General features: G+C 71.4%; 19 protein-coding genes. 13 read left to right on the top strand and 6 right to left on the bottom strand.

Annotated elements, in window-relative coordinates; genetic code table 11:
* Positions 1 to 92: 92 nt before the first annotated feature.
* The 3 genes from ADK57_RS34175 to ADK57_RS34165 are packed head-to-tail and all read left to right on the top strand — an operon-like array spanning position 93 to position 4,164.
* Positions 93 to 1,316 carry a glycosyltransferase gene (locus ADK57_RS34175; protein ID WP_053753557.1) on the top strand — a complete coding sequence of 408 codons (1,224 nt, stop codon included), beginning with the start codon at positions 93 to 95 and terminating at the stop codon, positions 1,314 to 1,316.
* Positions 1,313 to 2,935 (top strand): hypothetical protein, encoded by a 1,623-nt coding sequence (locus tag ADK57_RS34170; protein ID WP_053753537.1) that lies wholly within the window; start codon positions 1,313 to 1,315, stop codon positions 2,933 to 2,935. The genes ADK57_RS34175 and ADK57_RS34170 overlap by 4 nt, the downstream gene beginning before the upstream one ends.
* Complete coding sequence (locus ADK57_RS34165) at positions 2,932 to 4,164, top strand: hypothetical protein (RefSeq protein WP_053753536.1); 1,233 nt, start codon at positions 2,932 to 2,934, stop codon at positions 4,162 to 4,164. Before ADK57_RS34170 ends, ADK57_RS34165 begins: the two co-directional genes overlap by 4 nt.
* Here the strand turns inward: ADK57_RS34165 and ADK57_RS34160 are convergent.
* Positions 4,124 to 5,602 (bottom strand): hypothetical protein, encoded by a 1,479-nt coding sequence (locus tag ADK57_RS34160; protein ID WP_420711940.1) that lies wholly within the window; start codon positions 5,600 to 5,602, stop codon positions 4,124 to 4,126. The two genes, ADK57_RS34165 and ADK57_RS34160, sit on opposite strands and share 41 nt — an antisense overlap.
* Before the next feature lie 113 nt (positions 5,603 to 5,715).
* On the opposite strand from ADK57_RS34160, the gene ADK57_RS34155 reads away from it, so the two are divergent.
* Entirely contained in the window at positions 5,716 to 6,255 is a 540-nt protein-coding gene (locus tag ADK57_RS34155; RefSeq protein WP_053753535.1) for a WcaF family extracellular polysaccharide biosynthesis acetyltransferase, read from the top strand.
* Positions 6,252 to 7,373, top strand: a complete 1,122-nt coding sequence (locus tag ADK57_RS34150) for a glycosyltransferase (RefSeq protein WP_053753534.1) — start codon at positions 6,252 to 6,254, stop codon at positions 7,371 to 7,373. Before ADK57_RS34155 ends, ADK57_RS34150 begins: the two co-directional genes overlap by 4 nt.
* Here ADK57_RS34150 and ADK57_RS34145 read toward each other — a convergent pair.
* From ADK57_RS34145 to gmd, 4 genes are all read right to left on the bottom strand, one after another.
* Positions 7,349 to 8,017, bottom strand: a complete 669-nt coding sequence (locus ADK57_RS34145; protein WP_053753533.1) for a hypothetical protein — start codon at positions 8,015 to 8,017, stop codon at positions 7,349 to 7,351. The two genes, ADK57_RS34150 and ADK57_RS34145, sit on opposite strands and share 25 nt — an antisense overlap.
* Complete coding sequence (locus ADK57_RS34140; RefSeq protein ID WP_234390495.1) at positions 8,014 to 10,251, bottom strand: LamG domain-containing protein; 2,238 nt, start codon at positions 10,249 to 10,251, stop codon at positions 8,014 to 8,016. Before ADK57_RS34140 ends, ADK57_RS34145 begins: the two co-directional genes overlap by 4 nt.
* A gap of 110 nt (positions 10,252 to 10,361) precedes the next feature.
* Entirely contained in the window at positions 10,362 to 13,133 is a 2,772-nt protein-coding gene (locus tag ADK57_RS34135; protein WP_078973501.1) for a DUF7594 domain-containing protein, read from the bottom strand.
* Complete coding sequence (gene gmd, locus ADK57_RS34130) at positions 13,130 to 14,143, bottom strand: GDP-mannose 4,6-dehydratase (RefSeq protein ID WP_053753531.1); 1,014 nt, start codon at positions 14,141 to 14,143, stop codon at positions 13,130 to 13,132. Before gmd ends, ADK57_RS34135 begins: the two co-directional genes overlap by 4 nt.
* A 105-nt stretch (positions 14,144 to 14,248) precedes the next feature.
* Between gmd and ADK57_RS34125 the strand changes: the two genes are divergently transcribed.
* Positions 14,249 to 15,211, top strand: a complete 963-nt coding sequence (locus ADK57_RS34125; protein WP_053753530.1) for a GDP-L-fucose synthase family protein — start codon at positions 14,249 to 14,251, stop codon at positions 15,209 to 15,211.
* A 46-nt stretch (positions 15,212 to 15,257) separates the two neighbouring features.
* Here the strand turns inward: ADK57_RS34125 and ADK57_RS34120 are convergent, their stop codons facing one another.
* Positions 15,258 to 16,790 (bottom strand): sugar transferase, encoded by a 1,533-nt coding sequence (locus ADK57_RS34120; protein WP_107091708.1) that lies wholly within the window; start codon positions 16,788 to 16,790, stop codon positions 15,258 to 15,260.
* Between the two features lie 357 nt (positions 16,791 to 17,147).
* Between ADK57_RS34120 and ADK57_RS34115 the strand changes: the two genes are divergently transcribed.
* The 7 genes from ADK57_RS34115 (at position 17,148) to ADK57_RS34085 (ending at position 26,515) form a co-directional block, all read left to right on the top strand.
* Positions 17,148 to 19,079, top strand: coding sequence for an acyl-CoA dehydrogenase family protein (locus ADK57_RS34115; protein ID WP_053753529.1), 1,932 nt, complete (start codon positions 17,148 to 17,150; stop codon positions 19,077 to 19,079).
* 124 nt (positions 19,080 to 19,203) lie between these two features.
* The gene (gene dxr / locus ADK57_RS34110) at positions 19,204 to 20,460 is read left to right on the top strand and encodes a 1-deoxy-D-xylulose-5-phosphate reductoisomerase (RefSeq protein ID WP_053753528.1); all 1,257 of its coding nucleotides are present in this window, start codon (positions 19,204 to 19,206) and stop codon (positions 20,458 to 20,460) included.
* Positions 20,461 to 20,468: 8 nt separating this feature from the next.
* Positions 20,469 to 21,761: a M50 family metallopeptidase gene (locus ADK57_RS34105; protein WP_107091709.1), complete on the top strand. Its 1,293-nt coding sequence runs from the start codon at positions 20,469 to 20,471 to the stop codon at positions 21,759 to 21,761.
* A 203-nt stretch (positions 21,762 to 21,964) separates the two neighbouring features.
* Positions 21,965 to 23,122, top strand: a complete 1,158-nt coding sequence (gene ispG / locus ADK57_RS34100; RefSeq protein WP_053753526.1) for a flavodoxin-dependent (E)-4-hydroxy-3-methylbut-2-enyl-diphosphate synthase — start codon at positions 21,965 to 21,967, stop codon at positions 23,120 to 23,122.
* A gap of 198 nt (positions 23,123 to 23,320) precedes the next feature.
* Positions 23,321 to 24,169, top strand: a complete 849-nt coding sequence (locus tag ADK57_RS34095; RefSeq protein ID WP_053753525.1) for a GNAT family N-acetyltransferase — start codon at positions 23,321 to 23,323, stop codon at positions 24,167 to 24,169.
* A gap of 42 nt (positions 24,170 to 24,211) precedes the next feature.
* Positions 24,212 to 24,742, top strand: a complete 531-nt coding sequence (locus ADK57_RS52305) for a GNAT family N-acetyltransferase (protein ID WP_053753524.1) — start codon at positions 24,212 to 24,214, stop codon at positions 24,740 to 24,742.
* A gap of 72 nt (positions 24,743 to 24,814) precedes the next feature.
* Complete coding sequence (locus ADK57_RS34085; protein ID WP_053753523.1) at positions 24,815 to 26,515, top strand: proline--tRNA ligase; 1,701 nt, start codon at positions 24,815 to 24,817, stop codon at positions 26,513 to 26,515.
* Positions 26,516 to 26,571: the final 56 nt, after the last annotated feature.

Genomic DNA, 26,571 nt, shown 5'->3' with positions numbered 1-26,571 from the left:
TTCTGGGGGGAAGGGGACCGGCATTGACCGGATTCGAGCCCACGCATGCCCACACCGGGCAGGACCACCTACTTGCCGGCCGCACTCTGCTGCTGGTCTCCACCAACTACGCGCCCGAGCACACGGGTATCGGCCCCTACGCCACCCAGCTCGCCGAGCACTGGGCCGCGAGCGGTGCCGACGCCCATGTCCTCGCGGGCATGCCGCACTACCCGTCCTGGCGTCTCGACCCGGCCTACGCGGGCCGCTGGCGGGCGCGGGAAACGCGCGGTGGAGTGACCGTCCACCGGCGTAGGCACACCGTGCCGGCCCGGCAGACCGCCCTGCGCCGGGCCCTGTTCGAGGCCTCGCTGCTCGCCCACCAGTTGGCCGCCCCGCCCCGCATGCCCCGCCCGCACGCGGTGGTCGCCCAGATGCCGAGCCTGGCCGGTGCGGTGGCGGCGGCGCGAATAGCCGCCCGGCATCGGGTGCCGTTCGTGCCGGTCGTCCAGGACCTGATGGGGGCGGCGGCCGCGCAGAGCGGGATCAGCGGCGGCGACCGGGCGGCGGCGGTGGCCGCACGCGCCGAGCGGTACGCCCTGAGCCGGGCGGCACTCGTCGGCGTCATCCACGACAGCTTCCGGCCCCGCGTCGAGGCCATGGGCGTCGACCCGGCGTGCATCAGGCTCGTCCCCAACTGGTCCCACGTGGCCCGCCCTTCGCGGCCACGCGCCGAGACCAGGGCCCGGCTGGGCTGGGCCGCCGACCGTCAAGTCGTCCTGCATTCGGGCAACATGGGCCTCAAGCAGGGCCTGGAGGTGCTCGTCGACGCGGCCCGGCTCGACCCCGGCGTCGACTTCGTCCTGATGGGCGACGGCAACCAGCGCGCGGCCCTGAGGGAACGCGCCCGCGATGTACCCAACCTGCACTTCCTGCCGGCTGCCGAGACCGCCGACTTCCCGGACGTCCTCGCCGCCGCCGACGTCCTCGCGGTCACCCAGCGGGCGTCCGTGCTCGACATGAGCGTGCCGTCCAAGCTGACCTCGTACTTCGCCGCCGGGCGGCCCGTGATCGCCTCCGTCGCGGCCGAGGGCGGCACCGCCGACGAGGTGCGCCGCTCCGGCGCGGGCGTCCTGGTCCCGCCTGAGGACCCGGCCGCCCTGCTCAAGACACTTGAGGAACTCGCCTCCGATCCCGCGCAGGCGGACCGGCTCGGAGCCCGCGGGCCCGGGTACGTGGACGAGCGGCTCAGCCGCGCGGCCGGACTCGGCCGCCTGGACGACCTGCTGAACGAAGCACTTGGCACCACCGCGCACGAAGGAGCGGCACGCGCATGAACGACGACATACGCGGGCAGCAGGACGAGCCCGAGCTCCTGCGCGACCAGGTCCAGCAGGTCCTGCGGCACCGCGTTCTGGTGGCCGGCGGGCTGCTGGCGGGACTGCTCGCCGGGGGCTGGTTCGCCTACGGGTCGGTCGCGACGTACGAGTCCTCCAGCGAGGTGCTGGTCCGGGCGGCGACCATCAACCCGTATGCCACGAACGGCGTTTCGGTCGACAAGCAGATCAACATCGGCAGCGAGCGCCAGATGGCCGCCGGAAACGCGGTGGCCGAACGGGCCGCCGAGCGGCTCGGCCGCAGCGCCGACGACGCCGGGGACCTGCAGGGGCACCTCCAGGTGACCAACCCGCCCGACACCCTGGTCCTGAAGTTCACCTACGTCGCCGGTGCCCCGAAGGCCGCCGCCGACGGCGCCGCGGCCTTCGCGCAGGCGTACCTCGACTACCGCGAGACGCAGACCACCAGCACGGTCACCAACATGATCTCGGGCTACGAGAAGCAGCTCGACCCGCTCGCCAAGCAGCGCGAGGACCTCCTCGACCAGATCGACCAGCTGCAGAGCGACACCGAGAAGGGCACCGCGCTGTCCGCGCAGGCCAACCTGCTCAGCCAGATCACCGAACTCACCAATGACATCAGCGAGTTGAAGGCCCTGGACACCACACCCGGCTACATCACGGTGAAGGCCGAACAGCCGGTCAAGGCGGAGGGCCTGGGCACGCCGATGCTCATCGCGCTCGGCGGAGTGGTGGGTCTCGCCCTCGGGCTGCTCGGCGCCTGGCTGCGGATGATCTTCGATCCGGCCGCCCGCTCGGCGGACACCGTCTCGCGTGCCCTGCGTGCCCCGGTGCTCGGCAGCCTGCCCCGGGTTCCGGAGGAGCCCCTGCTCGCCGCCGACGGCGCGCTCGCCGAGCAGTACCGCTCGGTGGCCTTCCGCCTCGCCTACGACCGGCACTTCGCCGATCGCCGCCGCCTGCTGGTGGTGGAGCCCAACGGCGAGGGCACCACGGCCGCCGTCGTCGCCGTCAACCTCACCGCCTGCTTCGCCGAGACCGGCATGTCCGCGCTGCTCGTCGAGGCCGACCTGCGCCACCCCGACCTGGCCCGCAGACTTCCCGAGGCGCCCGGAGCACGCCCCGGCTGGGCGGGCCGGGAGCCGGCGGACGGCACCCCGTGGCCCGGCGGCCGGCACATCCCCGTCGACGCGGGCGAGTCCGGCACCTTCGACCTGGTCCCCGGCATCCGCGTCCCGCACGTGGCCCGCACCCTCACCTCCGCGGCCACCACCCGCCTCATCGACCAGGCGGACGCCCCGAACACCACCGTCGTCGTCCTCGCCCCGCCCGTCCTCTCCTACGCCGACGCGCTCGCCCTCGTCGACCGCGTGGACGGCGTGGTCGTGGTGTGCGACCCGCGCACGGTCGCCCGTACGGCGCTGGAGCGCATCCGGGAACTCATCGACGGGGCCGGCGGGCAGGTCCTCGGCGCGGTGCTGCATCCCGGAGGGCGGCAGCGCAAGGGGCGCCGGAAGCCGGAGGGCGCGGTCACGATCCCGGCGTCGCCCGTCACCGCCGAAGCCGTCACGCGCGACCCCCTGTCCTCGGGCACCCGGTGAGGGCTCGTACGGCCGCCCTGTGCTCCGTCCTCGACCAGGCGGTGAGCGCGCTCACCAACATCGCCGTCCTGGTCCTGGTCGCCCGGCACAGCGAGGCCGACACCTTCGCCCTGTTCGCCACGGCGTACGTGGTGTTCAGCGTGTTCCTGGGCGGGTTCGGGGCGTACGTCGGCCAGGAGCTGGTGCTGCACCGGGGCGAGGCGCAGTCGCTCCGCCAGGCCTGTCGCAGCGCGGTCGCGTTCACGGCGTGCGCCTCGACCGTGCTGGGGGTGCTGCTCGCGGGCGGTGCGTCGCTCACGACCGCCGACGCGGCGGTGTTCGCGGCCCTCGGCACGGTCCTGCCGGTCACCCTCACCCAGGACACCCTCCGCTACTGCTTCTCCGTCCTGCACAAGCCTCAACTGGCGCTCCTCACCGATCTGTCGAGGCTCGCGGCCGTCCTGCCCGCCCTGCTGCTCCAGCCCGACGGCGCCTCCGCGGCCCGGACGACGCTGGTGTGGGGCCTGTCCGCCGTGCCCGCCCTGCTGCTGGCGCTCGCGCTGCTCCGCCCGCACGTCACGGGCGAGCGGGCGGACGTGAAGCGCTATCTCGTACGGGGTCACCTGGGCCGGCGCTTCCTGGTCGAGTTCGGTGTCGGCAACGCCACCAGCCAGCTCGCCGTCCTCGCCCTGGGCCTCTTCGCGACCCCGCTCGCGGTCGGCGCGCTGCGCGGTGCGACCACCCTGTTCGGGCCGCTCAACGTGGCTTTCAACGCGGCCACCGGCTTTGGCCCGCCCCTGCTCAACCGCCATCCCGCACCCCGCCGGGCGGCCCTGCTGGCGGGCGGCGCGCTGGCCGCCGTGGCTGCCGGCTGGGGCGCTGTGCTGTACGCGCTGCCCGCGTCCTGGGGCAGGCAACTGCTCGGCGACACCTGGGAGTCGGCGGCCGAGGTGCTGCCGGCGACGGGAGCCCAGTACGCGGCGATGGCCTTCGGCGTGTCCGGGCTGCTCGCCCTGCGGGTGCTCGCCCCGCGCGCCACCATGCCCGTGCAGCTGGTGTTCTCGCCGGTGTCGGCGGGGCTGCTGCTCGCCGGGTACGCGTGGACGGGCGTCGAGGGTGCGGCCTGGGGGCTGTGCCTGGGTTCGGTGCTGAAGGGGGCGGCGGCGTGGGCGCGGGCCGCGCGGGCGCCCCTGCCCCGGGAGGAGAGCGTCAGCGCAGCTGCCGCCACCGCTCCGGGCGCAGCGTCGTGATCAGCGCCAGGCACATGATGCCGATGGCGACCCGGCCCGAGGCCTGGAGCAGTGGGCCGCGCAGCAGGATGAAGGAGTAGCCCGCGACCAGGGGCACGGCCAGGGTGAGGATGCCCGCCGGTCCCGGCCGTGCCACGGCGTGCGCATAGCGCCGGTCGACCCGGGCGGACGCCCAGCCGATCAGCCCGAACCCGGCGACCATCCCGAACGGCCCGAAGTCCAGCCAGAGTTCGGCCCACAGGGGCGAGGAGCGGTTGGTGTTGGTCGCCGCCATCCACTCGCTCACCATCACGCCGGTGTCCTTCGGCTTGTCCGTCCACACGGACCGGGGCACGAAGAACAGTGTGGAGCCGGCGAGCTGGCGGCCGTAGGTGTGGCCGTTGCCCGCATCCGCGTACGTGATGGTGTTGGCGAACATCGCCATCTGGTCGTAGTCCTTGAGCACCAGCGGATCGAGCACCGACGTCGTCTCGGTGGCGCGGGTGTTGGCGGCGTCGTAGCGGAACTTGTCCGCGAACGGGAAGATCAGCACGGCCGCCGCGACCCCCAGCGACAGGGCCGCCCGGTACATCGCCGGGCTCTGCGGGAACACCGTGAAGAGAAGAGCGAGCAGGACCGTCAGGAACCAGTAACGCGGGTTCGAGATCGGGTTGTTGACGATGGTGTTCAGGGCGATGAGCGCCACGAGGGCGATCCACGGCAGCGGTCGGCTGCGGGCCCGCGGAGAGGTGATCAGCCAGCGGGTCACCACCATCAGCGCGAGCAGCGCGGGCACCGTCCCGAAGCCGCGCAGGATCGCCGTACCGGCCTGCGAACCGGCGCTGGAGATCCCGCTGTCCGCGATCGACTCGTTGATCTCCATCCGGCTCGCGAAGAACACGGAGAGCCCGCCGAGCTTCAGCACGAACAGCCCGCTCCCGACGAACGCCACGGCGATGAGCACGGCGAGCCGTCGTCGGGAGACCATCGCGGGCCGGAACGTGGTGCGGGCGGTGGGCCGCACCCCCGGCCGTACCAGCAGCGCCCCCGCGTCGAAGGCCGCGCAGGCCACCAGTACCAGTGCCACCGCCAGAGCCAGGTCGGAGCGTGAACCCGCCACCGGCACCGGGGTCTTGCCCACCACGTCCTGCGCGAGCGCCGCGATGCCCATCGCCATGTAGACGAACAGCCAGAAGGTGCCCTGGAGCAGCTTGCGGTGCCGGCCCAGGATCATCGCGGACAGCCGGGCTCCCGCGTACACGGTGAGCACCAACTGGAGCCAGTACACCTGGTCGCGCAGGCCGGCGCCGGGTTGCAGGGCGACGAAGGCCGGCATCAGGACCGTCAGCCCGAGGACGAGCGGCAGCGCGAGGATGCGCCTGAGTGCCCCACGCCCCTGTTTGTGCACGGAGTCGGCGACGTGCACCGGTGGTGCGACAGCCTCGGTTCCCGCCGCCATGAGCCCCCCTCTACTTTTCGTTCACAGAGTCTACGGATATGTGTGCGAAAGGAGTGTGGAATCCCTAGGCTGGATCACGGAGGGCAGTACGGGGGTACTGAGGGGGGTAACTCGTGCGCGACCTACGGACGTTCACGCTGTCCGGATACGACAAGGGCCGCGGCATCGCGGTCCAGGCGCTCTGGTTCTGCGTGATGAACACGCTGTTCATGGCGTGGTTCTGCCCGGCACGCGTGCGCGTCGCCCTGCTGCGCGCCTTCGGGGCGCACATCGGTGAGGGCGTCCTCATCCGCCATCGCGTACGTGTCCTGTGGCCGTGGAAGCTGACCGTCGGCGACCACACCTGGATCGGTGAAGGCGCCTGGCTGCTCAACCTGGAACCGGTGACCATCGGATCCCATGTGTGCGTCTCCCAGGAGGCGCTGCTCTGCACCGGCAGCCACGACCACCGCAGCGCCGACTTCCGGTACCGCAACGCGCCCATCCGGGTGGAGGACGGCGCCTGGATCGCGGCGCGCGCGACCGTGCTCGCCGGTGTGACGGTCGGACGGCACGCGGTGGTCGGCGCGGGCGCGGTGCTCGGCCGTGACCTGCCCGAACTCACCCTGCACACGGCGGACGGCACCCGTGCCCTGAAGGAGCCCACACCGTGAGAGTCCTGCACGCCGTCACCCTGCACACACCCACGCAGGCCTTCGGCGGCCCGGTGCGCGTGGCCGTCAACCTCACCGGGGGCCTCGCCGCGCGCGGCGTCGACACCCGGATCGTCGCCCTCGGCTCCGGCTTCGACGGCCCGCTCCCGACGGACGTCGACGGGCGCCCCGCCCGCCTCTACCCGGCCCGCCGTGTCGTGCCCGGCGCCGGTTTCAGCGGCATCACCTCGCCGGCCCTGCTCATCGGCGCCCGCCGCCTGGTCAAGGCCGCCGACGTGGTCCACGTCCACCTCGCCCGCGACCTGGTCACGCTGCCGATCGCGCTGGCCGCCCTCAGCGCGCGCCGCCCGCTGGTGGTCCAGACGCACGGCATGGTCGACCCCAGCGACAAGGCCCTCGCGAAGGTGCTGGACGCCGTCGCCGTACGCCGGGTGCTGCGCCGCGCGCACGCCGTGCTGCACCTCACGTCGTACGAACGCAAGGGCCTGGACGCGGTGTTGGGCCACGCCGACCCCGGAAACGGGGTGCGCCTCGTCAACGGCGTGCCCGCGCAGGAGCGCCGCCCGCGTCCCGCCGGGCCGCCCCGCGTGCTCTACCTGGCCCGGATGCAGGCCCGCAAGCGCCCGGCGGACTTCGTCGCCGCCGTGCCCGAGGTGCTGCGCCGGCATCCCGACGCCCGCTTCGTCATGGCCGGGGCCGACGAAGGGGAACTCGGGGCCGCGCTGAAGCTGGCCGAATCGCTCGGCGTGTCCGACTCCGTCGAGTACCTGGGCAGCCTCGCGCCCGGTGCCGTCCTCGGCGAGCTGCGCCGCACTCACGTGCATGTCCTGCCTTCCGTGGACGAGCCGTTCCCGATGTCCGTCCTGGAGGCCCTGTCGGTGGGCGTCCCGTCGGTGGTCACCCCCACCAACGGCCTCGCCGACGACCTCGCCCGCTCCGGCGCGGGCAGGGTGGCCAGGACCCCAAAGGCCCTGGCCGCCGAGATCCTCGCCCTCCTGGAACCGGCTGCCCAGGACTCCGCCTCCGAGGCGGCCTGGCAGCTGTCCCGTACGTCCTTCTCGCTGGAGGCGGTCACCGACCGCCTCCATGCGCTCTACGACTCCTTCTGCCAGGCGTAACACCCGCTGGACGTGAAGGACTTGGTGCCCTTCTTGATGGTGATCCGGTGCTTGCCGCCCGCCGCCCCGTCGAGGGACCACGAGCAGTCCTTCATCGGGGTGAGGGCGCGGTAGGTGCCGGGGACGGGGTCGGTGTGGGTGCCGTCGGCGTATCCGCCCTCGGTGTCCTCGATGAGCGACTTCAGCTCGGGGCACAGGCCCTTCACCGCTTCCTCGGCGCCCTTGACCTCACCCGCGATGATCGCCCCCACGGTGGCGTCCCGGTCGATCTTCGCGGTGGCGGCGAGTCTGTCGCAGGTCTCCTGACCGGCCTGCAGGATGGCCGCCGGGTCCGTCCCCTCGGGGACGCGGCCGGACAGGTAGGTCTTCTCCTTCTTGGTGAACGACCCCGTGACCGGGGTGAGTTCGTCGTCGGGAACGGTGTTCTTCGGGCCCTGCGACGACGGGGCCCTGCCGGAAGACCCGGTGGAAGGCCCGCTCGAAGGGGTGCCGGACGGCGACGGCGAGGGCTCCGCCGAGGCGGCCGCACGCGGAGCACTGCCCGCGCTCCCGGCCGCCTCGGTGTGCTGCCCGCCGCCCCCGCCCCCGCCGCACGCGGCGAGCAGGGGCAGGAGCAGCAGTGCCGCAAGGGTGGGGCGCCTCATGAGGCCGTCCCGGCCGCGTAGTGCGCGGCGACCTGACTCGCGGTCAGGACCTTGCCGTACACCGCGACCTCGTCGATCAGCCCGGTGTAGAACCGGCTCGACGGCCGGCTCGTCCAGTTGTCCAGGTTGTCGCCGCCGACCCGCCAGAACCCGCTGGCCTGCTCGCTGCCGGTGACCGTGAAGTTGGACGCGCGCAGCGTCCCGTCCACGTACAGCTTGATGCCGTCGCTGCCCTGGGTGGCGACCACGTGGTGCCAGGCCCCGTTGTTGAAGGACTGGTTCGTGGTGATGGTGCGGATCGCGCCCGGGTAGACGCCGAAGACGAGCCGCCCGTTGTTGGCCATGTAGATGTGCTTGTCGTAGGACGTGGACGTCAACTGCACCTTGTTGGCGAAGCCGATGAGCTTGCCGCCGGTGGTCGTGGTCGTCTTGAACCACAGTTCCAGGGAGTACGCCGACGGAGTGGCGTGCCGTTTGTCGCTGTACGTCCACTCGCTCTGCGAACCCGTGTAGCCGACCGACGAGCCGGAGCCGGCGGCACCGTCGGCGACGGCCTGCGTCGGCGCGTTCCAGTGGACGCCGCTGTCGTCGGCGGCGGAGCTGTCGGCCGCGTAGGCGCCGGACGTCTCGTTGAACCGCCAGTACAGGCCCGCTCCGTCGCCGCGGACGGCAGCCGCGTAGGCGTCCGCCGCGCTCGCCACCGTCACCGACTGGGCGGTGGACCGGGAGGTCGTGTTCGTGCCGTCCGAGGCGCTGATCCGGTAGGAGTGCGTCTCGCCCGCCGCGACGGCCGTGTCCGTCCAGGTGAGCTGCGGCCGCGACCAGGGCAGCGAGTCGCCGGACACCTCGTACACCGGAGTGCTCCCGCCGTCCTTGTAGACACGGTAGGTGAGGTGACTGTCGTCGGTGTCGTAGCTGGAGCGCCAGTGCACGGCGACCTTGCCGGCCTCGATGCTCTCCACCTTGACCTGCGGCACGGTCGGCGCGCCGGTGTCCGGGCCGGAGGCGACCCGGGTCAGGGCCTGCTGGGCCGTGCCGTCGACGGTGGTGAACTCGCCGCCCACCCACAGGTAGTCGGTGCCGTCCTTGGGGGCGAGGGTGAAGACGCGCGGGCCGATGCCCTCGCCGATGCCGTCGTTGGTGTCCGGGGCCCAGCCCAGCAGCGTCGGGTCGGACGTGGTCTGGGCGAGGAGATGACGCCGTTGCCCGTCCGGGAACTCGCCCATCGAGGAGCAGTCGTGGGCGTGCGAGGCGCTGTAGACCACGCCCTGGTACAGCTGCAGGGCCTGGGTGGCGCCGAGGCAGGTGTCGCGCCAGCGCTGCGCGAAGGTGTCCGGCTCGAAGGCTGTACGCCCGTCGAAGACGCCGCCGCCCGTGCCCTCGCTGGCGGTGTACACGCCCGAGGCGTCGGCGGTGATGTCCTTGACGACGGAGGTGTTGGGGAAGAAGCCGCTCGGGTAGGCCGTCGTCACCGCTCCCGTCGTGGCGTCGGTGACGGCGAGGGCGTGCGAGTTGGTGCCGTTGACGGAGAAGAAGTCCCCGCCCACCACGACGTGCTGTCCGTCCGCGGTGACCTCGACGGCCCGCCCCGGCTCGTCCGCGTTCGCCGTCCAGGCGGTCAGCGCCCCCGCCGTGTCCACGGCGGCGAACCGTCCCCGTGTCTGGCCGTTCACCGTGCCGAAGTCCCCGCCGAGGTACACGGTCGAGTCCGTCACCGCCAGCGCCCGCACGGTGGCCGTGACCGCCGGGTGGAAGTCGGGGCTCGGGGTGCAGGTGTCGATGTCGATCGCGGCCAGGCTGTTGACCCCGACGCCGTTCACCGCGCCGAAGTAGCCGCCCGCGTACAGGGTCTGGCCGTCCGGTGAGACGGCGAGCGCCCGGACGGTCGCGGTGCCCTCGCCGACCGTGAACGACAGCGAACAGCCGGTGGGCTGTCCGGTCGCCGCGTCGAACGCCGCGAAGTTCACCGCCGGTTGCTCGGCCGGATCGCCTGCGGCCGCCCCCGCGGGCCGTATCGCCGAGAAGGTGCCCCCGGCGAACACCACTCCGTCGGTCTGGGCGAGGGCGTACACGATGCCGTTGGCCTGCCAGGTCGACAGGTCGTCGGCGGTCAGGCCCACCGGGCCGGTGAGCGCGGCGGCGTCGGTGGCGGTGAGCGGGACGGTCAGTAGGGGAGCGGTGAGCGCGAGCGCGAGCGCCGTGACGCTTCTTCGTGATCTGGATCTGCGACTCATGGATCTGTCGTGCATGTGCTTCTCCCTGTGCTACGAGCGGTGGTGGTGCGAAAGAGGCCGAGCGGCCCGGGGGAGGGGTGACCGGGCCGCCCGGCTGACTGTGAACCGGCTCAGGACGGGCTGAACGTGAGCACGAGCTCGGGCCGGTAGTCCTCGGTGCCGTACTCGCTGGACCACAGCCACAGCGCGTCGGTACCGGTACTGCTCAGTGCCACCGACGACGTCGACCCCAGCAGGCTGCTCAACCCGCCTGTGTCCAGGGCCACTTGGTAGTCGGTCGACACGGCGCTGGGCGCCGCCAGGGTGCCCAGCACGGTCGAGGACAGGGCGGGACGGTCGGCATAGGTGACCCCCGTCTCGGTCCAGTCCCCGGCCACCGGCACCACGTCGAACGAGTCCGCCGACCCGGCCGTGCTCAGTGACGTGGTCCGCAGCCGCAGTACCGCGCTCGTCAGCTCCGTACCGGCCGGTGCGGCCGGCAGCGTGAAGCGCAGATAGCTGAGATACGCGCTGGAGCCGCGCACCGCGAGCGAGGTCGACGTGCCGTAGTTCGTGCCGGTGGCCGAGCCGTTGACGTAGGAGTCCTCGGAGGCGGCGACCGTCACCGACGACTCCTCGCCGCCGCCCGACCCCGTGCCCAGGGCATGGTGCTCGGCGATCTGCGCGGCACCGAGCGCGCTCGGATACACGGCCGTCTCGTCCACCGTGCCCGCGAAGAACGCGCTCGTCGGGTTGGACGGCCACCCCGTGAGGGTGTCCGCGCCGACCCGCCAGAAGCCGGTGGTGTTCAGCGCGGTGGTCACCGTGTTGGAGCCGACCGGCGCCCCGTCCACGTACAGCGCCATGCCGTCCGCTCCCTGGGTCGCGGCCACGTGGTGCCAGGCGCCGTCGTTGTACGCCTGAGTGGACAGCAGTGTCGCCTGGTTCCCGGCCCGCGGGCTGCCGGTGCCGAAGCCCAGCAGACCGGCGTTCGTCATGTAGAGGAGCCGGTCGGAGTTGCGGCTGAAGTACCCCTGTCCGGAACCGAAGTTGTCGCCGAACCCGATGATCCGGCCCCCGCTCGTGGTCGTCGTGCGGAACCAGGTCTCCACCGTGTACGTGCCCGGCCTGGCGTGCCGCTTCTCGCTGTACACGTACTCCGAGGTGCCGTTGAGCCCGAGCGCCGTACCGGACCCGGGAACCGCGGCCGGGGTCTGCCGGTACGAGGGGGTGCTCACGTAGGCGCCGCCGTCGTCGGCCCCGCTGCTGTCGGCGGCGAAGGTCCCGGAGGACTCGTCGTAGCGCCAGTACAGACTCGCGCCGTCCGAGCGCACGCGCGCCGCGTAGGCGTCCGCCGATCCCGCCGCCGTGGCGCTGCGGGCCGTCGACAGCGCGCTGGTGTTGGTCCCGTCGCTCGCCGTGATCCGGTACGAGTACGTCGTCCCGGCGGTCACCGAGGTGTCCGTCCACGACAGCTGCGGCCGCTCCCACGGCAGCGAGTACGCGGTCGTGGTGTGGATCGGCGTGCCGGACCCGTTGCGGTAGATCGCGTAGGTGATGTTGCCGTCGTCGAGGTCCTGGCTCGCCTGCCAGCGCACGTTCACACTGCCCGGCGTGTCGCTGGAGACCCACGCGGCCGGAGTGCCGGGCGCACCCGTGTCGGGGCCGGTGCCGAAGCGGCTCAGGCTCTGCTGTGCCGAACCGTTGACGGTCGTGAACTCACCCGCGAGCCACAGGAATTCGGAGCCCGAGCTGTCCGCCAGGGTCAGCGCCCGCGGGCCGAGCTGCTCCCCGGTGCCCTCGTTGGTGTCAGGCGCCCAGGCCAGCAGCGCGGGGTCGTTCACGCTCTGCGCCAGCAGATGCTTGCGCTCCACGTTCGGGTACTCGCCCATGGAGGAGCAGTCGTGCGAGTGGTTCCCGCTGTACAGCACCTCCTGGTACACCGCCAGCGCCTGGTTGGCGCCCTGACAGGTGTCCCGCCAGCGCTGCTCCCAGTCGCTCGTGTCCAGCGCGAGCCGCCCGTCGAAGGAGGCGCCGCCCATGCCCTCCCCGGCCGCGTACACGCCGGTGCCGTCGGTGACCAGGTCCTTGACGACGGCGGTGGCCGGGATGAACCCGGTCGGATACGTGTGCTCCAGTGCGCCAAAGGCGCTGTCAACCACGGCCAGGGCATGCGAGTTCGTGCCCTCGACAGTGGTGAAGTCACCTGCCAGGACGACGTGTTCGCCGTCCTCGGTGACCTGGACCGCCCGCCCGGACAGATCCGCGTCCGCGGTCCACGAGGTGAGCGCCCCGGCCGGGGTGAGAGCCGCGAACCGCTGCCGTGCGGTGCCCCGTACGGTGGTGAAGTCGCCGCCCGCGTAGACCGTGCCGTCGGGTGCCACGTCCAGGGCGCGCACGGTCGCGTTGAAGGCGGGGTTGAACGCGGAGCGGGCCGCGCAGGTGTCGATGTCGACGGCCGCGAGTCCGTTCACCGCGACCCCGCTCACCGCCGTGAAGTAGCCGCCCGCGTAGAGGGTTTCACCGTCCGGGGAGACCGCCAGCGCCCGCACGGTCGCCGTCCCGGTGGTCCGGGTGAAGGACAGGGAACAGCTCGTCGGCGCCCCGGTCGCCGCGTTGAACGCCGCGAAGTTCACCGCCGACCGCGTGCCGGTGCCGCCGGAGGCGACCCCGGGCGGCCGGATGGTGGAGAAGGTGCCGCCCGCGAAGACCGTGCCGCCGTTCTCGGCGAGCGCCCACACGATCCCGTTGGTCTGCCAGGTGTCCAGGTCGTCCGCGGTGAACGCGACCGGAGGAGTGACCGCGGCGGCCGAGGGCGCCGTGGCCACCGTGCCGCCCAACAGGCCCGCCGTCAGGGCCAGTACGGACAGCAGCGCGCGTCTGGCGCGTCCGGCCCGTCTCATCTGTCCACCCGGACCGCGGTACCGGCCAACTCCTGCTCCAGGCGGGCCACATCGGCGTCCACCATGATCCGGGCCAGCTCGTGCACGCGCACCGAGGGCTTCCAGCCCAGCAGCTTCTCGGCCTTGGAGGCGTCCCCGATCAACGCGTCGACCTCGCTGGGGCGCTCGTACTTGGGGTCGTAGCGCACGAACTCCCCCCACTCCAGGCCCACGTGCGAGAAGGCCACCTCCAGGAACTGCCGGACGCTCGCGGCCTCACCGGTGGCCACCACGTAGTCGTCCGGCCGGTCCTGCTGGAGCATCCGCCACATCGCCTCGACGTACTCCGGCGCGTATCCCCAGTCGCGCACCGCGTCGAGGTTGCCGAGGTGGAGGCGGTCCTGCAGACCGGCCTTGATCCGGGCCACCGCCCGGGTGATCTTGCGGGTCACGAAGGTCTCCCCGCGACGCGGCGACTCGTGGTTGAAGAGAATGCCGTTGACCGCGAACATGTCGTACGCCTCGCGGTAGTTGACGGTCGCCCAGTAGCCGAAGACCTTGGCACAGCCGTACGGGCTGCGCGGGTGGAACGGCGTGTTCTCGTTCTGCGGCGGCGGGGTCGAGCCGTACATCTCGGAGGAGGACGCCTGGTACAGCCGCGTCTGGATGCCGCTCGCCCGCACCGCCTCCAGCAGCCTGATCGCGCTCAGGCCGGTCACGTCGCCCGTGTACAGCGGCGCGTCGAAGGAGACCCGGACATGGGACTGCGCGCCCAGGTTGTACACCTCGTCGGGCCTGATGTCCCGCAGCAGGTTCACCAGCGCCACCCCGTCCGAGAGATCGGCGTGGTGCAGGACGAAGGACCGCTCCGGCTGGTCCGGCCCCTGGTAGATGTGGTCGATCCGCTCGGTGTTGAAGCTCGACGACCGGCGGATCAGGCCGTGCACGGTGTACCCCTTGCCCAGCAGCAGCTCCGCCAGATACGAGCCGTCCTGACCGGTCACGCCGGTGATGAGTGCCGACTTGCCCATCCGTACCCCCCTCTATACGGCCGAAGTGGCCGCACTTTCATATGAATTGACCAGAATTACCGTGGAACGTCCCGTGAGTGGGCCTTTCGCTGGCACAATCCGCGCATGACAGCTGACGCATCGCCCAAGCCCACGTCCCCCCTGCTTCCGCGCCCGGCCCGGGTCTTCGTCGCGGGCCACCGCGGTCTGGTCGGGTCCGCGGTGGCCCGCCGGCTCGAGGCCGACGGACACGAGGTGCTCACCCGCGGCAGGGACCAGCTCGATCTGCGCGACGCCGCGCGGACCGAATCCTTCCTGCGCGACGCCCGCCCGGACGCCGTCGTGCTGGCCGCCGCCAAGGTCGGCGGGATCATGGCCAACAGCACCTACCCGGTGCAGTTCCTGGAGGACAACCTCCGTATACAGCTGAGCGTCATCGCCGGCGCGCACACCGCCGACGTGCCCCGACTGCTGTTCCTCGGCTCGTCCTGCATCTACCCGAAGCTCGCCGAGCAGCCGATCCGCGAGGACTCCCTGCTCACCGGCCCGCTGGAGCCGACCAACGAGGCGTACGCCATCGCCAAGATCGCCGGCATCGCCCAGGTCCAGTCGTACCGCCGCCAGTACGGCGCCGCGTACATCAGCGCCATGCCGACCAACCTCTACGGCCCCGGCGACAACTTCGACCTGGCCACCTCGCACGTGCTGCCCGCACTGATCCGCCGCTTCCACGAGGCCCGGGAGAGCGGCGCCCCCGAGGTCGTGCTGTGGGGCACCGGAACCCCGCGCCGGGAGTTCCTGCACGTCGACGACGTGGCCGCGGCCTGCGCCCTGCTCCTGGAGCGCTACGACGACGAAGGCCCGGTCAACATCGGGTGCGGCGAGGACCTCCCGATCCGCGAACTCGCCGAGGTGGTCCGGGAGGTGACGGGATATCAGGGCGAGATCGCGTGGGACGCCGGCAAGCCCGACGGCACCCCGCGCAAGCTCCTCGACGTCTCCAGGCTCACAGCACTCGGCTTCAAGCCGGCCGTGGACCTCCGGGACGGCATCGCGTCGACGTACGCGTGGTGGCTCGAGCAGCGCTGAGCCTCCGCTGTCGCCCGAGGGGCGTCCGCTCATGCGGCGGACCCCCTCAATACGCCCCGCGGCCGTCGACGACGGCGCGCAGGGTGCGGGTCATGATCAGCACATCGGCGGCGACCGACCAGTTGTCCACGTACCAGAGGTCCAGCGCCACCGTCTCGTCCCACGACAGGTCGGAACGCCCGCTGACCTGCCACAGCCCGGTCATGCCCGGCTTGACCGCCAGCCGCCGGTGCTCGGTGCGGCTGTAGCGGGCGACCTCGTCGGGCAGCGGCGGACGCGGGCCAATCAGGGACATGTCACCCCGGAGGACGTTGAAGAGCTGCGGCAACTCGTCCAGGGAGAGCCGGCGCAGCACCGCCCCGAGCCGGGTGACGCGAGGATCCCGGCGCATCTTGAACATCCGCCCGTTGTGCTGGCCCGCCCCGTCCGGGGCGAGCTCGGCCCGGCGGGCCTCCGCGTCGGCGACCATGGTGCGGAACTTCCACATGGTGAACGGCCGCCCACCCTGCCCGCAGCGGGTCTGCCGGTGGAAGACCGGACCGGGCGACGAGCAGCGCACGGCGAGCGCGAGCCCCCCGAACAGCGGCGTCAGCACCAGGAGCCCGAGCAGCGCCCCCGTCCGGTCCAGCAGCGACTTCAGCCACGGCTGCCCGAACTCCTGGGCGGGCGGCGCCACCTGAAGCACCGTCAGCCCCGCCGCGGAGCTGGGCCGCACCCGAGCCTCCGCGACCTCCGCGAGGCCCGGCACCACGGCCAGCTGCAGCCCCGCGCCGTGCAGCGCCCAGGACACGTGCCGCAGCCGCTCGCCGGCCATCCGCAGCCCCGGCACCACCAGGGCCACCTCCGCTCCGGAGGCCTCCACGGCCCGCCGGACGATGTCGGCGTCCTGGGTGTGGTCCGAGGTCAGCGGCGTCAGCCGGTCCATCACCGGCATCCCGCACCCCAGGGCCTGGAAGCCGACCGGCACGGCCCCGACCACCACGTACGGGTGGTCGGTACGCGAGGCGAGCCGCCCCACCACCTGGTCCACGGAGGCCGGCTCACCCACCACCAGGGCCCGGCGCACCGACCGCGCCTCGCGCCGCTGGCGGTTCAGATGCAGCCGCGTCAGCGGCGCGACCGTAGCCGTCAAGAGCAGTCCCGGAAGTAACGAGGCCAGTGCCAGCGTCGGCCGGGGCCCGTTCTCCACGTCGGACAGCACCAGCGCCAGCGCCATGAGCCCGGCGAACAGCACCCAGTCCCGTACGGCCGCCAGCACGCCCCACGACTCACCGAGCCGCTGGTCCGCGTACCGGCGCCGCATCGCGCGGACGGCCGCCCACACACCCGCGCCGACCAGCCCGCCCATGACGGGCATGTCCTGTGCGTCCGCCTCCAGCGCCGCGGCCAGCGGAACGCCGATCCCGCAGGTGTCCGTGACGACCGTGAGCGGTCGGTACCAGCGCGCCTTGCCGTCGGCAGCCCGCCCGTTCGGCCGCTGCGGTCCCTTCGGTCCCGACCGGCCCGTCCGCGGTCTGGCCGGGCCGTCCTCCTCCACAACCCCCTGGCCGGTTCCCGGTTCCCCGGCCGACTCCGACATGCCGACATCCCGCATGTGCTGCCCCCCAGCCACACGTCGCCGTCACGAGCCCCATCCGTCCCCTTGTTCCCCCACCGAACGGACGTGCCCAAGTGATCGAAGAACTTAGGACACATCTGTGTTGGTTGACTGGAGTTTTCGAGGAATTCACAGAAATCTGGTGAAGAAGTTGCCAGAGGGTTTTCACGCAACCGCCACGATATGTGACAGAAAAGGGCAGGGAAACTACGCACGGCCCACAGGTGGACGGAGCGCGAGGGGTGGTGGGCGCGCCCGCTATCGGGTACATACGATCCAGTAGCACCGGTCGGTAACGTAACGGACCCAAGATCCCGATTCGCGGCGAGGTGAGCCTCAATGTCCGCAGCACCCACCCAACCCACCGTCACCGAGCGTGAAGCACGCCAGGTGGCGGAGGCCGCCCGGGAACAGGACTGGCGCAAGCCCAGCTTCGCCAAGGAACTGTTCCTCGGCCGCTTCCGGCTCGACCTCATCCATCCCCACCCGATGCCGCCCGACGAGGACGCCCAGCGTGGCGAGGAGTTCCTCGCCAAGTTGCGCGACTTCTGCGAGACGAAGATCGACTCGGCGCGGATCGAGCGCGAGGCGCAGATCCCCGACGAGACGATCAACGGGCTCAAGGAGCTCGGCGCCCTCGGCATGAAGATCGACACCAAGTACGGCGGCCTCGGCCTCACGCAGGTGTACTACAACAAGGCCCTCGCCCTGGTCGGCTCCGCGAACCCGGCGCTCGGCGCCCTGCTGTCCGCCCATCAGTCGATCGGCGTACCGCAGCCACTGAAGATTTTCGGCACCAAGGAGCAGAAGGACACCTTCCTGCCCCGCCTCGCCCGCACGGACATCTCGGCGTTCCTGCTGACGGAACCGGACGTCGGCTCCGACCCCGCCCGCCTGGCCACGTCCGCCGTCCCGGACGGCGACGACTACGTCCTCGACGGGGTCAAGCTCTGGACGACCAACGGCGTGGTCGCCGACCTGCTCGTGGTCATGGCCCGCGTGCCCAAGTCCGAGGGCCACAAGGGCGGCATCACGGCGTTCGTCGTCGAAGCCGCCTCCGAGGGCATCACGGTCGAGAACCGCAACGCCTTCATGGGCCTGCGCGGCCTGGAGAACGGCGTCACCCGCTTCCACCAGGTGCGCGTCCCCGCCGCCAACCGCATCGGCCCGGAGGGTGCCGGCCTCAAGATCGCCCTCACCACCCTCAACACCGGCCGCCTCTCGCTGCCCGCCATGTGTGTCGGCGCCGGAAAGTGGTGCCTGAAGATCGCCCGCGAGTGGTCGGCGGCCCGCGAGCAGTGGGGCAAGCCGGTGGCCTTCCACGAGGCGGTCGGCTCGAAGATCAGCTTCATCGCGGCGACCACCTTCGCACTGGAGGCCGTACTGGACCTGTCGTCCCAGATGGCGGACGAGGACCGCAACGACATCCGCATCGAGGCGGCCCTCGCCAAGCTCTACGGCTCCGAGATGGCCTGCCTGATGGCCGACGAACTGGTCCAGATCAGGGGCGGCCGGGGCTTCGAGACCGCTCAGTCGCTAGCGGCCCGCGGCGAACGCGCGGTCCCTGCCGAACAGATCCTGCGCGACCTCCGTATCAACCGCATCTTCGAGGGCTCCACCGAGATCATGCATCTGCTGATCGCCCGCGAGGCCGTCGACGCCCACCTGTCGGTCGCGGGCGACCTGATCGATCCCGAGAAGTCCCTGTCCGACAAGGCGAAGGCGGGCGCCCAGGCCGGCGTCTTCTACGCCAAGTGGCTGCCCAAGCTGGTCGCGGGGCCTGGTCAACTCCCGAACTCCTACAACGAGTTCAAGCGAGAGGTCGACCTCTCCCCGCACCTGCGCTACGTCGAACGCACCGCCCGCAAACTCGCCCGCTCCACCTTCTACGCCATGTCCCGCTGGCAGGGCCGGATGGAGACCAAGCAGGGCTTCCTGGGCCGGATCGTCGACATCGGCGCCGAGCTGTTCGCGATGAGCGCGGCCTGCGTACGCGCCGAACTCCTGCGCAGCACCGAGGACCACGGCCGCGAGGCCTACCAACTCGCCGACGTCTTCTGCCGACAGTCCCGCATCCGCGTCGAGGAGCTCTTCGGCCGCCTGTGGACCAACACCGACGACCTCGACCGCAAGGTCGTCAAGGGCGTGCTCTCGGGCACGTACGAGTGGCTGGAGCAGGGCGTCGTCGACCCGTCCGGCGAAGGCCCGTGGATCGCGGACGCGACACCGGGCCCGAGCAAGAAGGAGAACGTGCACCGCCCGGTCCGCTGACCCGGTCCGCTGCCCCGACCCACGACCGGACAGGGAGTCCCCCTCGCCCCCCTTGGCCCCCATGCGGGGGAGACGAGGGGGACTCCCTGTCCTCACACACCGTCCTTACGGCCACAATGGGGGGATGAGCGACAGTCCATCCCCCCTCGCCGACCCGCACCTCGTCTACGACCCGGTCGCGGGCGACGGGCCGAAGGACGTGGTGATCCTCGGCTCGACCGGCTCGATCGGCACCCAGGCGATCGACCTCGTGCTCCGCAACCCCGACCGGTTCCGGGTCACCGGCCTCTCCGCCAACGGCGGCCGGATCGCCCTCCTCGCCGAGCAGGCCCATCAGCTCCGGGTGCGGACCGTCGCGGTCGCCCGCGAGGACGCCGTACCGGCGCTGCGCGAAGCGCTCGGCGCCCAGTACGGCACCGGCGAGCCGCTCCCCGAGATCCTCGCCGGCCCCGACGCGGCCACCCGGCTCGCCGCCTCCGACTGCCACACCGTCCTGAACGGCATCACCGGCTCCATCGGCCTGACCCCGACCCTCGCCGCCCTGGAGGCGGGCCGCACGCTCGCGCTCGCCAACAAGGAGTCGCTCATCGTGGGCGGCCCGCTGGTCAAGGCCCTCGCCAAGCCCGGGCAGATCATCCCGGTCGACTCCGAGCACGCGGCACTGTTCCAGGCCCTGGCGTCCGGCACGAGAGCCGACGTACGCAAGCTCGTCGTCACCGCCTCAGGGGGCCCCTTCCGGGGCCGCACGAAGGCCGAGCTGGCGCAGGTGTCGGTCGAGGACGCCCTCGCACACCCCACCTGGGCCATGGGCCCGGTGATCACGATCAACTCCGCGACCCTCGTCAACAAGGGCCTGGAGGTCATCGAGGCACACCTCCTCTACGACATTCCCTTCGATCGCATTGAGGTGGTCGTGCATCCGCAGTCGTATGTCCACTCGATGGTTGAGTTCACGGACGGATCCACGATCGCGCAGGCGACGCCCCCCGACATGCGCGGGCCGATCGCCATCGGCCTCGGCTGGCCCGAACGCGTCCCCGACGCGGCGCCCGCCTTCGACTGGAGCAAGGCGTCGACCTGGGAGTTCTTCCCGCTCGACAACGACGCGTTCCCCTCGGTCAACCTGGCGCGCCACGTGGGCGAGCTCGCGGGCACGGCCCCGGCGGTGTTCAATGCCGCCAACGAGGAGTGCGTGGAGGCCTTCCGGGCCGGCGCGCTGCCGTTCGACGGGATCATGGAGACGGTGACCCGGGTGGTGGACGAGCACGGCACCCCGCCCACGGGAACCTCGCTCACCGTCGCGGACGTCCTCGAAGCGGAGACCTGGGCACGGACCCGGGCCCGGCAACTGGCGGCACAGACGGCGGAGGCCCGTGCATGACGACCCTGATGTTCATCCTCGGCATAGTGGTCTTCGCCGTGGGCCTGCTGGTGTCGATCGCCTGGCACGAGCTGGGGCACCTGTCCACCGCCAAGCTCTTCGGCATCCGTGTGCCGCAGTACATGGTCGGCTTCGGCCCGACGGTCTTCTCCCGCAGGAAGGGCGACACCGAGTACGGCATCAAGGCCATCCCGTTCGGCGGCTACATCCGCATGATCGGCATGTTCCCGCCCGGCCCGGACGGCCGCCTGGAGGCCCGCTCCACCTCGCCCTGGCGCGGCATGATCGAGGACGCCCGCTCGGCGGCCTTCGAGGAACTCCGCCCCGGTGACGAGAGCCGCCTCTTCTACACCCGCAAGCCCTGGAAACGGGTCATCGTGATGTTCGCGGGCCCGTTCATGAACCTGATCCTCGCGGTGGCACTGTTCCTCACCGTCCTCATGGGCTTCGGCATCTCCCAGCAGACCAACACGGTCAGCTCGGTCTCCCAGTGCGTCATCGCCCAGAGCCAGAACCGCGACGACTGCAAGAAGTCCGACCCGGCCTCCCCGGCCGCGGCCGCCGGCCTCAAGGCGGGCGACAAGATCGTCTCCTTCGCCGGCGTGCGGACCGACGACTGGAACCGGCTCTCCGACCTGATCCGCGCCAACCCCGACAAGGAGGTGGCGATCGTCGTCGACCGCAAGGGCGAGGAACTCACCCTGCACGCGAAGATCGCCTCCAACCAGGTCGCCAAGAAGGACTCCAGCGGCCAGTACGTCCAGGGCGAGTACGTCACCGCCGGCTTCCTCGGCTTCAGCGCCGCCACCGGCATCGTCAAGCAGGACTTCGGCGACTCCGTGACCTGGATGGGCGACCGCGTCGGCGACGCCGTCGACTCCCTCGCCGCCATCCCGAGCAAGATCCCCGCCCTGTGGGACGCCGCCTTCGGCGACGGCCCGCGCGAACCGGACTCCCCGATGGGCGTGGTGGGCGCGGCCCGCGTAGGCGGCGAGATCTTCACCCTGGACATCCCGCCCACCCAGCAGCTGGCGATGGCGTTGATGCTGGTGGCGGGCTTCAACCTCTCGCTCTTCCTCTTCAACATGCTCCCGCTGCTGCCCCTGGACGGCGGCCACATCGCGGGGGCGCTGTGGGAGTCCCTGCGCCGCAACGCGGCAAAGGTCCTGCGCCGGCCGGACCCGGGCCCGTTCGACGTGGCGAAGCTGATGCCGGTCGCCTATGTGGTGGCGGGGATCTTCATCTGTTTCACGATCCTGGTCCTCATCGCGGACGTGGTTAACCCCGTGAGAATCTCCTAGTCACGAGGTGTTCGCGGCGGCCCGGCATCCTCGATGCCGGGCCGCCTTCCATCGGGTGGGGTCAGGGCCGATGGGGGTCCCTCCCGCCGAGTGGTTCGAGGTGGGGGAGTGCTCGCGCCCGGGCACGTGCCGTAATCTCGAAGCCTGGAGCCCGCCGCTGACGGGACCTGGACCTTGATCCACGACTTGGGGTTGCACAGCAGATGACTGCGATTTCTCTCGGCATGCCGTCCGTTCCGACCAGGCTCGCCGAGCGCCGGAAGAGCCGCCAGATCCAGGTCGGAACCGTGGCGGTCGGCGGTGACGCCCCGGTGTCCGTGCAGTCGATGACCACGACCCGTACGTCCGACATCGGCGCCACGCTCCAGCAGATCGCCGAGCTCACCGCCTCCGGCTGCCAGATCGTCCGCGTGGCCTGCCCGACCCAGGACGACGCCGACGCCCTCGCGACCATCGCCCGCAAGTCGCAGATCCCGGTCATCGCCGACATCCACTTCCAGCCCAAGTACGTCTTCGCGGCCATCGAGGCCGGCTGCGCCGCGGTCCGGGTGAACCCCGGCAACATCAAGCAGTTCGACGACAAGGTCAAGGAGATCGCCAAGGCGGCGAAGGACCACGGCACCCCGATCCGTATCGGTGTGAACGCGGGCTCGCTGGACCGGCGTCTGCTCCAGAAGTACGGCAAGGCGACCCCCGAGGCGCTGGCGGAGTCCGCCCTGTGGGAGGCGTCCCTCTTCGAGGAGCACGACTTCCGGGACATCAAGATCTCCGTCAAGCACAACGACCCGGTCGTCATGGTCGAGGCGTACCGCCAGCTCGCCGCCCAGTGCGACTACCCGCTGCACCTCGGCGTCACCGAGGCCGGTCCCGCCTTCCAGGGCACGATCAAGTCGGCGGTGGCCTTCGGCGCGCTGCTCAGCCAGGGCATCGGCGACACGATCCGGGTGTCGTTGAGCGCTCCCCCCGCCGAGGAGGTCAAGGTCGGCATCCAGATCCTGGAGTCGCTGAACCTGAAGCAGCGCGGCCTGGAGATCGTCTCCTGTCCGTCCTGTGGCCGCGCCCAGGTCGACGTCTACAAGCTGGCCGAGGAAGTCACCGCCGGTCTCACCGGCATGGAGGTCCCGCTCCGCGTCGCGGTCATGGGCTGCGTCGTCAACGGCCCGGGCGAGGCCCGCGAGGCCGACCTCGGCGTCGCCTCCGGCAACGGCAAGGGCCAGATCTTCGTCAAGGGCGAGGTCATCAAGACCGTCCCCGAATCGAAGATCGTCGAGACCCTCATCGAAGAGGCCATGAAGCTGGCCGAACAGATGGAGGCGGACGGGGTGGCGTCGGGCGAGCCGTCGATCTCGGTCGCGGGCTGACGCCTCAGCCCGTCCGCCCGTTGAGGGCGAGGTCCGTTCAGGGGCCGAAGCGGGGGGGCTTAGGGGCCTCAGCCCCCAGGGACGGGGCTGCGGCCGACGGTCACCGACAAGCGAGCGGCACCGAACACAGGGCGACGCCGCTCAGCTTCCGCAGGTACAGTGCGGAGATCAGCAGACCCCAGTGTGAGGCCCCGCCCCGTGTTGACCCAGACCACTTCCCGGGTCCTCGAACCGAGCGACCTGGATGCCGCGCTCGCCGTCCTCGACCGTGAGCCGGTCGCGAACGCCTTCGTGACGTCCCGGGTGCAGGTCGCGGGTCTCGACCCGTGGCGGCTCGGCGGCGAGATGTGGGGCTGGTACGAGGACGGCATGCTCACGTCCCTGTGCTACGCGGGCGCCAACCTGGTCCCGATCTGCGCGACCCCGAGGGCCGTCCATGCCTTCGCGGACCGCGCCCGCAGGGCCGGCCGCCGCTGCTCCTCCGTCGTCGGCCCGGCCGAACCCACCTCCCTGCTCTGGCGGTTGCTGGAGCCGAGCTGGGGTCCGGCCCGCGAGGTCCGCGCCCACCAGCCCCTCATGGTCACCGACCGCCTGTCCACCACGATCGCCCCGGATCCCTACGTCCGTCGCATCCGCAAGGACGAGATGGAGACGATCATGCCGGCGTGCGTGGCGATGTTCACCGAGGAGGTCGGCGTCTCGCCGATGGCGGGGGACGGCGGGCTGTTGTACCAGGCCCGGGTCGCCGAACTCGTCGGCTCCGGCCGCTCCTTCGCCCGTCTCGACGCCGACGGCAGGGTCCTCTTCAAGGCCGAGATCGGCGCCGCGACCGACCGCGCCTGCCAGATCCAGGGCGTGTGGGTCGCCCCCGAGTACCGGGGGAGGGGCCTGGCGGCTCCGGGCATGGCGGCGGTACTGCGCTACGCGCTGGCGGACGTGGCCCCGGTGGTGAGCCTGTACGTGAACGACTTCAACACGGCGGCGAGGCGGACATACCGGCGGGTGGGCTTCCAAGAGGTGGGCGAGTTCATGAGTGTCCTGTTCTGACCGGCCCCACCTCCACCGAAACCCCCCTGTAGGCTCCCCGACATGGACCTCGTCATCGGCCTCTTGGACCTGTCATCGCACGTGGACGAGGCCCTGGCCGTCCAGGCTCTGGCCTTCGGACTGGGCCCCGACGAGGTCGCCGTACGCCGCCAGATCGTCCTGCGCCACATGAACTACCCGGGTGCGAGATCCTTCGGCGCCACCACCCATGGCCGCCTCGTCGGGTTCGTCTACGGCATGCCCAACGACCGCACCCACTGGTGGTCGACCGTCGTGGAGCCGTACCTCCGGGCACGGCACTGCGACGACTGGCTCGACAACTCCTTCGTGATCACCGAGCTGCACGTCCACCCGCACCACCAGAACCGTGGCATCGGCCGCGCCCTGATCACCACGATCACCGAAACCGCCACCGAACCGCGTTCGATCCTCTCCGCGATCGACCAGGACAGCCCGGCCCGCGGCCTCTACCACTCCCTCGGCTACCAGGACCTGGCCCGCCAGGTCCTGTTCCCCAGCGCGCCGAAGCCGTACGCCGTGATGGGTGCCCCGTTGCCCCTGCGCCGCCGCTAACCGATTTCCACCGTCCCGCACCCCCCGGCTAACCTCCTGCCATCACCCTTACGCAGCAGGAGTACGACAACCATGGCGAACGCACCGGTCCAGCGCATGTCCCAGTTGATGGCCAAGACGCTGCGCGATGACCCGGCGGACGCCGAGGTCCTCAGTCACAAGCTGCTCGTCCGTGCCGGGTACGTCCGCCGTACCGCGGCCGGCGTGTGGACCTGGCTGCCGCTCGGCAAGAAGGTCCTCGCCAACGTGGAGCGGATCGTCCGCGAGGAGATGGACGCCATCGGCGCCCAGGAGGTGCTGCTCCCCGCGCTGCTGCCGCGTGAGCCGTACGAGGCGACGGGCCGCTGGGACGAGTACGGACCGGAGCTGTTCCGCCTGAAGGACCGCAAGGGCGGCGACTACCTCCTCGGCCCGACCCACGAGGAGATCTTCACGCTGATCGTGAAGGACCAGGCGTCCTCCTACAAGGACCTGCCGGTCATCCTCTACCAGATCCAGACCAAGTTCCGCGACGAGGCCCGCCCCCGCGCCGGCATCCTGCGCGGCCGCGAGTTCCTGATGAAGGACTCCTACTCCTTCGACACCGAGGACGAGGGCCTCGCCCGGTCCTACGCCCTGCACCGCCAGGCCTACCGGAAGGTCTTCGAGCGTCTCGGCCTCGACTACCGGATCTGCGCCGCCACCGCGGGCGCGATGGGCGGTTCGAAGTCGGAGGAGTTCCTCGCTCCGGCAGGCGCCGGCGAGGACACCTTCGCGGACTGCCCGAACTGCGACTTCGCGGCCAACACCGAGGCGATCGCGTACGAGCTGAGGACGGTGGACGGCTCTGATGTCCCGGCCGCCGAGGAGATCCCCACCCCCGACACCCCGACCATCGAGACCCTCGCCGCCTCCCTCGGCGTCCCGGCCTCCGCCACCCTGAAGAACCTGCTGGTGAAGGTCGACGGAGAGATCGTGGCCGTCGGAGTGCCCGGCGACCGTGAGGTCGACCTGGGCAAGGTCGAGGCGCACTTCGCCCCGGCCTCCGTCGAGATGGTCACCGAGGCGGACTTCGTGGGCCGTCCGGACCTGGTCCGCGGGTACGTCGGGCCGCAGGGCCTGGAGAAGGTCAAGTACATCGCCGACCCGCGTGTGGCCCCGGGCACCGCGTGGATCACGGGCGCCAACAAGGAGCACACGCACGCGAAGAACGTCGTCGTGGGCCGCGACTTCGAGGTCGGGGAGTACGTCGACGTCGTGGTCGTCCAGGAGGGCGACCCCTGCCCGAAGTGCGGCACCGGCCTCAAGCTGGACCGCGCCATCGAGATCGGCCACATCTTCCAGCTCGGCCGCAAGTACGCCGACGCCCTCAAGCTCGACGTCCTCGGCCAGAACGGCAAGCCGGTCCGCGTGACCATGGGCTCCTACGGCATCGGCGTCTCCCGCGCGGTCGCCGCCCTCGCCGAGCAGACCGCCGACGACAAGGGCCTGTGCTGGCCCAAGGAGGTCGCCCCGGCCGACGTGCACGTCGTCGCCGCGGGCAAGGCCCTCCAGACCGAACTCGCCCTGGACGTCTCCGGGAAGCTGGCGGCGGCCGGTCTCCGCGTCCTGGTGGACGACCGCGCCGGGGTCTCGCCGGGCGTGAAGTTCACGGACTCGGAGCTGATGGGCGTACCGCAGATCCTGGTGGCCGGCCGGCGGGCCGCCGAGGGTGTGCTGGAGCTGAAGGACCGCCGGACCGGTGAGCGCGAGGAGCTGACGGTCGAGGAGGCGATCGCGCGCCTGACGGCGTGACGCAAAGGCGCCTTGTGATTTAAAGGCACCTCTCAGGGAGTTCTGTGGGGCCGTAT

Origin of the sequence: Streptomyces sp. MMG1533 (assembly GCF_001279775.1) — a bacterium.
Lineage (GTDB): Bacteria > Actinomycetota > Actinomycetes > Streptomycetales > Streptomycetaceae > Streptomyces.
The sequence above is the reverse complement of the archived record's forward strand: the minus strand, read 5'-3'. Positions and strand labels throughout refer to the sequence as shown.

What these genes read in the sequence shown, in the direction of transcription:
- ADK57_RS34170 (WP_053753537.1), top strand. Translation starts at nt 1,313, where the DNA reads ATGAACGACGACATACGCGGGCAGCAGGACGAGCCCGAGCTCCTGCGC.
- ADK57_RS34160 (WP_420711940.1), bottom strand. Translation starts at nt 5,602, where the DNA reads ATGGCGGCGGGAACCGAGGCTGTCGCACCACCGGTGCACGTCGCCGAC.
- ADK57_RS34145 (WP_053753533.1), bottom strand. Translation starts at nt 8,017, where the DNA reads ATGAGGCGCCCCACCCTTGCGGCACTGCTGCTCCTGCCCCTGCTCGCC.
- ADK57_RS34140 (WP_234390495.1), bottom strand. Translation starts at nt 10,251, where the DNA reads ATGAGTCGCAGATCCAGATCACGAAGAAGCGTCACGGCGCTCGCGCTC.
- ADK57_RS34135 (WP_078973501.1), bottom strand. Translation starts at nt 13,133, where the DNA reads ATGAGACGGGCCGGACGCGCCAGACGCGCGCTGCTGTCCGTACTGGCC.
- gmd (WP_053753531.1), bottom strand. Translation starts at nt 14,143, where the DNA reads ATGGGCAAGTCGGCACTCATCACCGGCGTGACCGGTCAGGACGGCTCG.
- ADK57_RS34125 (WP_053753530.1), top strand. Translation starts at nt 14,249, where the DNA reads ATGACAGCTGACGCATCGCCCAAGCCCACGTCCCCCCTGCTTCCGCGC.
- ADK57_RS34120 (WP_107091708.1), bottom strand. Translation starts at nt 16,790, where the DNA reads ATGTCGGAGTCGGCCGGGGAACCGGGAACCGGCCAGGGGGTTGTGGAG.
- ADK57_RS34115 (WP_053753529.1), top strand. Translation starts at nt 17,148, where the DNA reads ATGTCCGCAGCACCCACCCAACCCACCGTCACCGAGCGTGAAGCACGC.
- dxr (WP_053753528.1), top strand. Translation starts at nt 19,204, where the DNA reads ATGAGCGACAGTCCATCCCCCCTCGCCGACCCGCACCTCGTCTACGAC.
- ADK57_RS34105 (WP_107091709.1), top strand. Translation starts at nt 20,469, where the DNA reads ATGTTCATCCTCGGCATAGTGGTCTTCGCCGTGGGCCTGCTGGTGTCG.
- ispG (WP_053753526.1), top strand. Translation starts at nt 21,965, where the DNA reads ATGACTGCGATTTCTCTCGGCATGCCGTCCGTTCCGACCAGGCTCGCC.
- ADK57_RS52305 (WP_053753524.1), top strand. Translation starts at nt 24,212, where the DNA reads ATGGACCTCGTCATCGGCCTCTTGGACCTGTCATCGCACGTGGACGAG.
- ADK57_RS34085 (WP_053753523.1), top strand. Translation starts at nt 24,815, where the DNA reads ATGGCGAACGCACCGGTCCAGCGCATGTCCCAGTTGATGGCCAAGACG.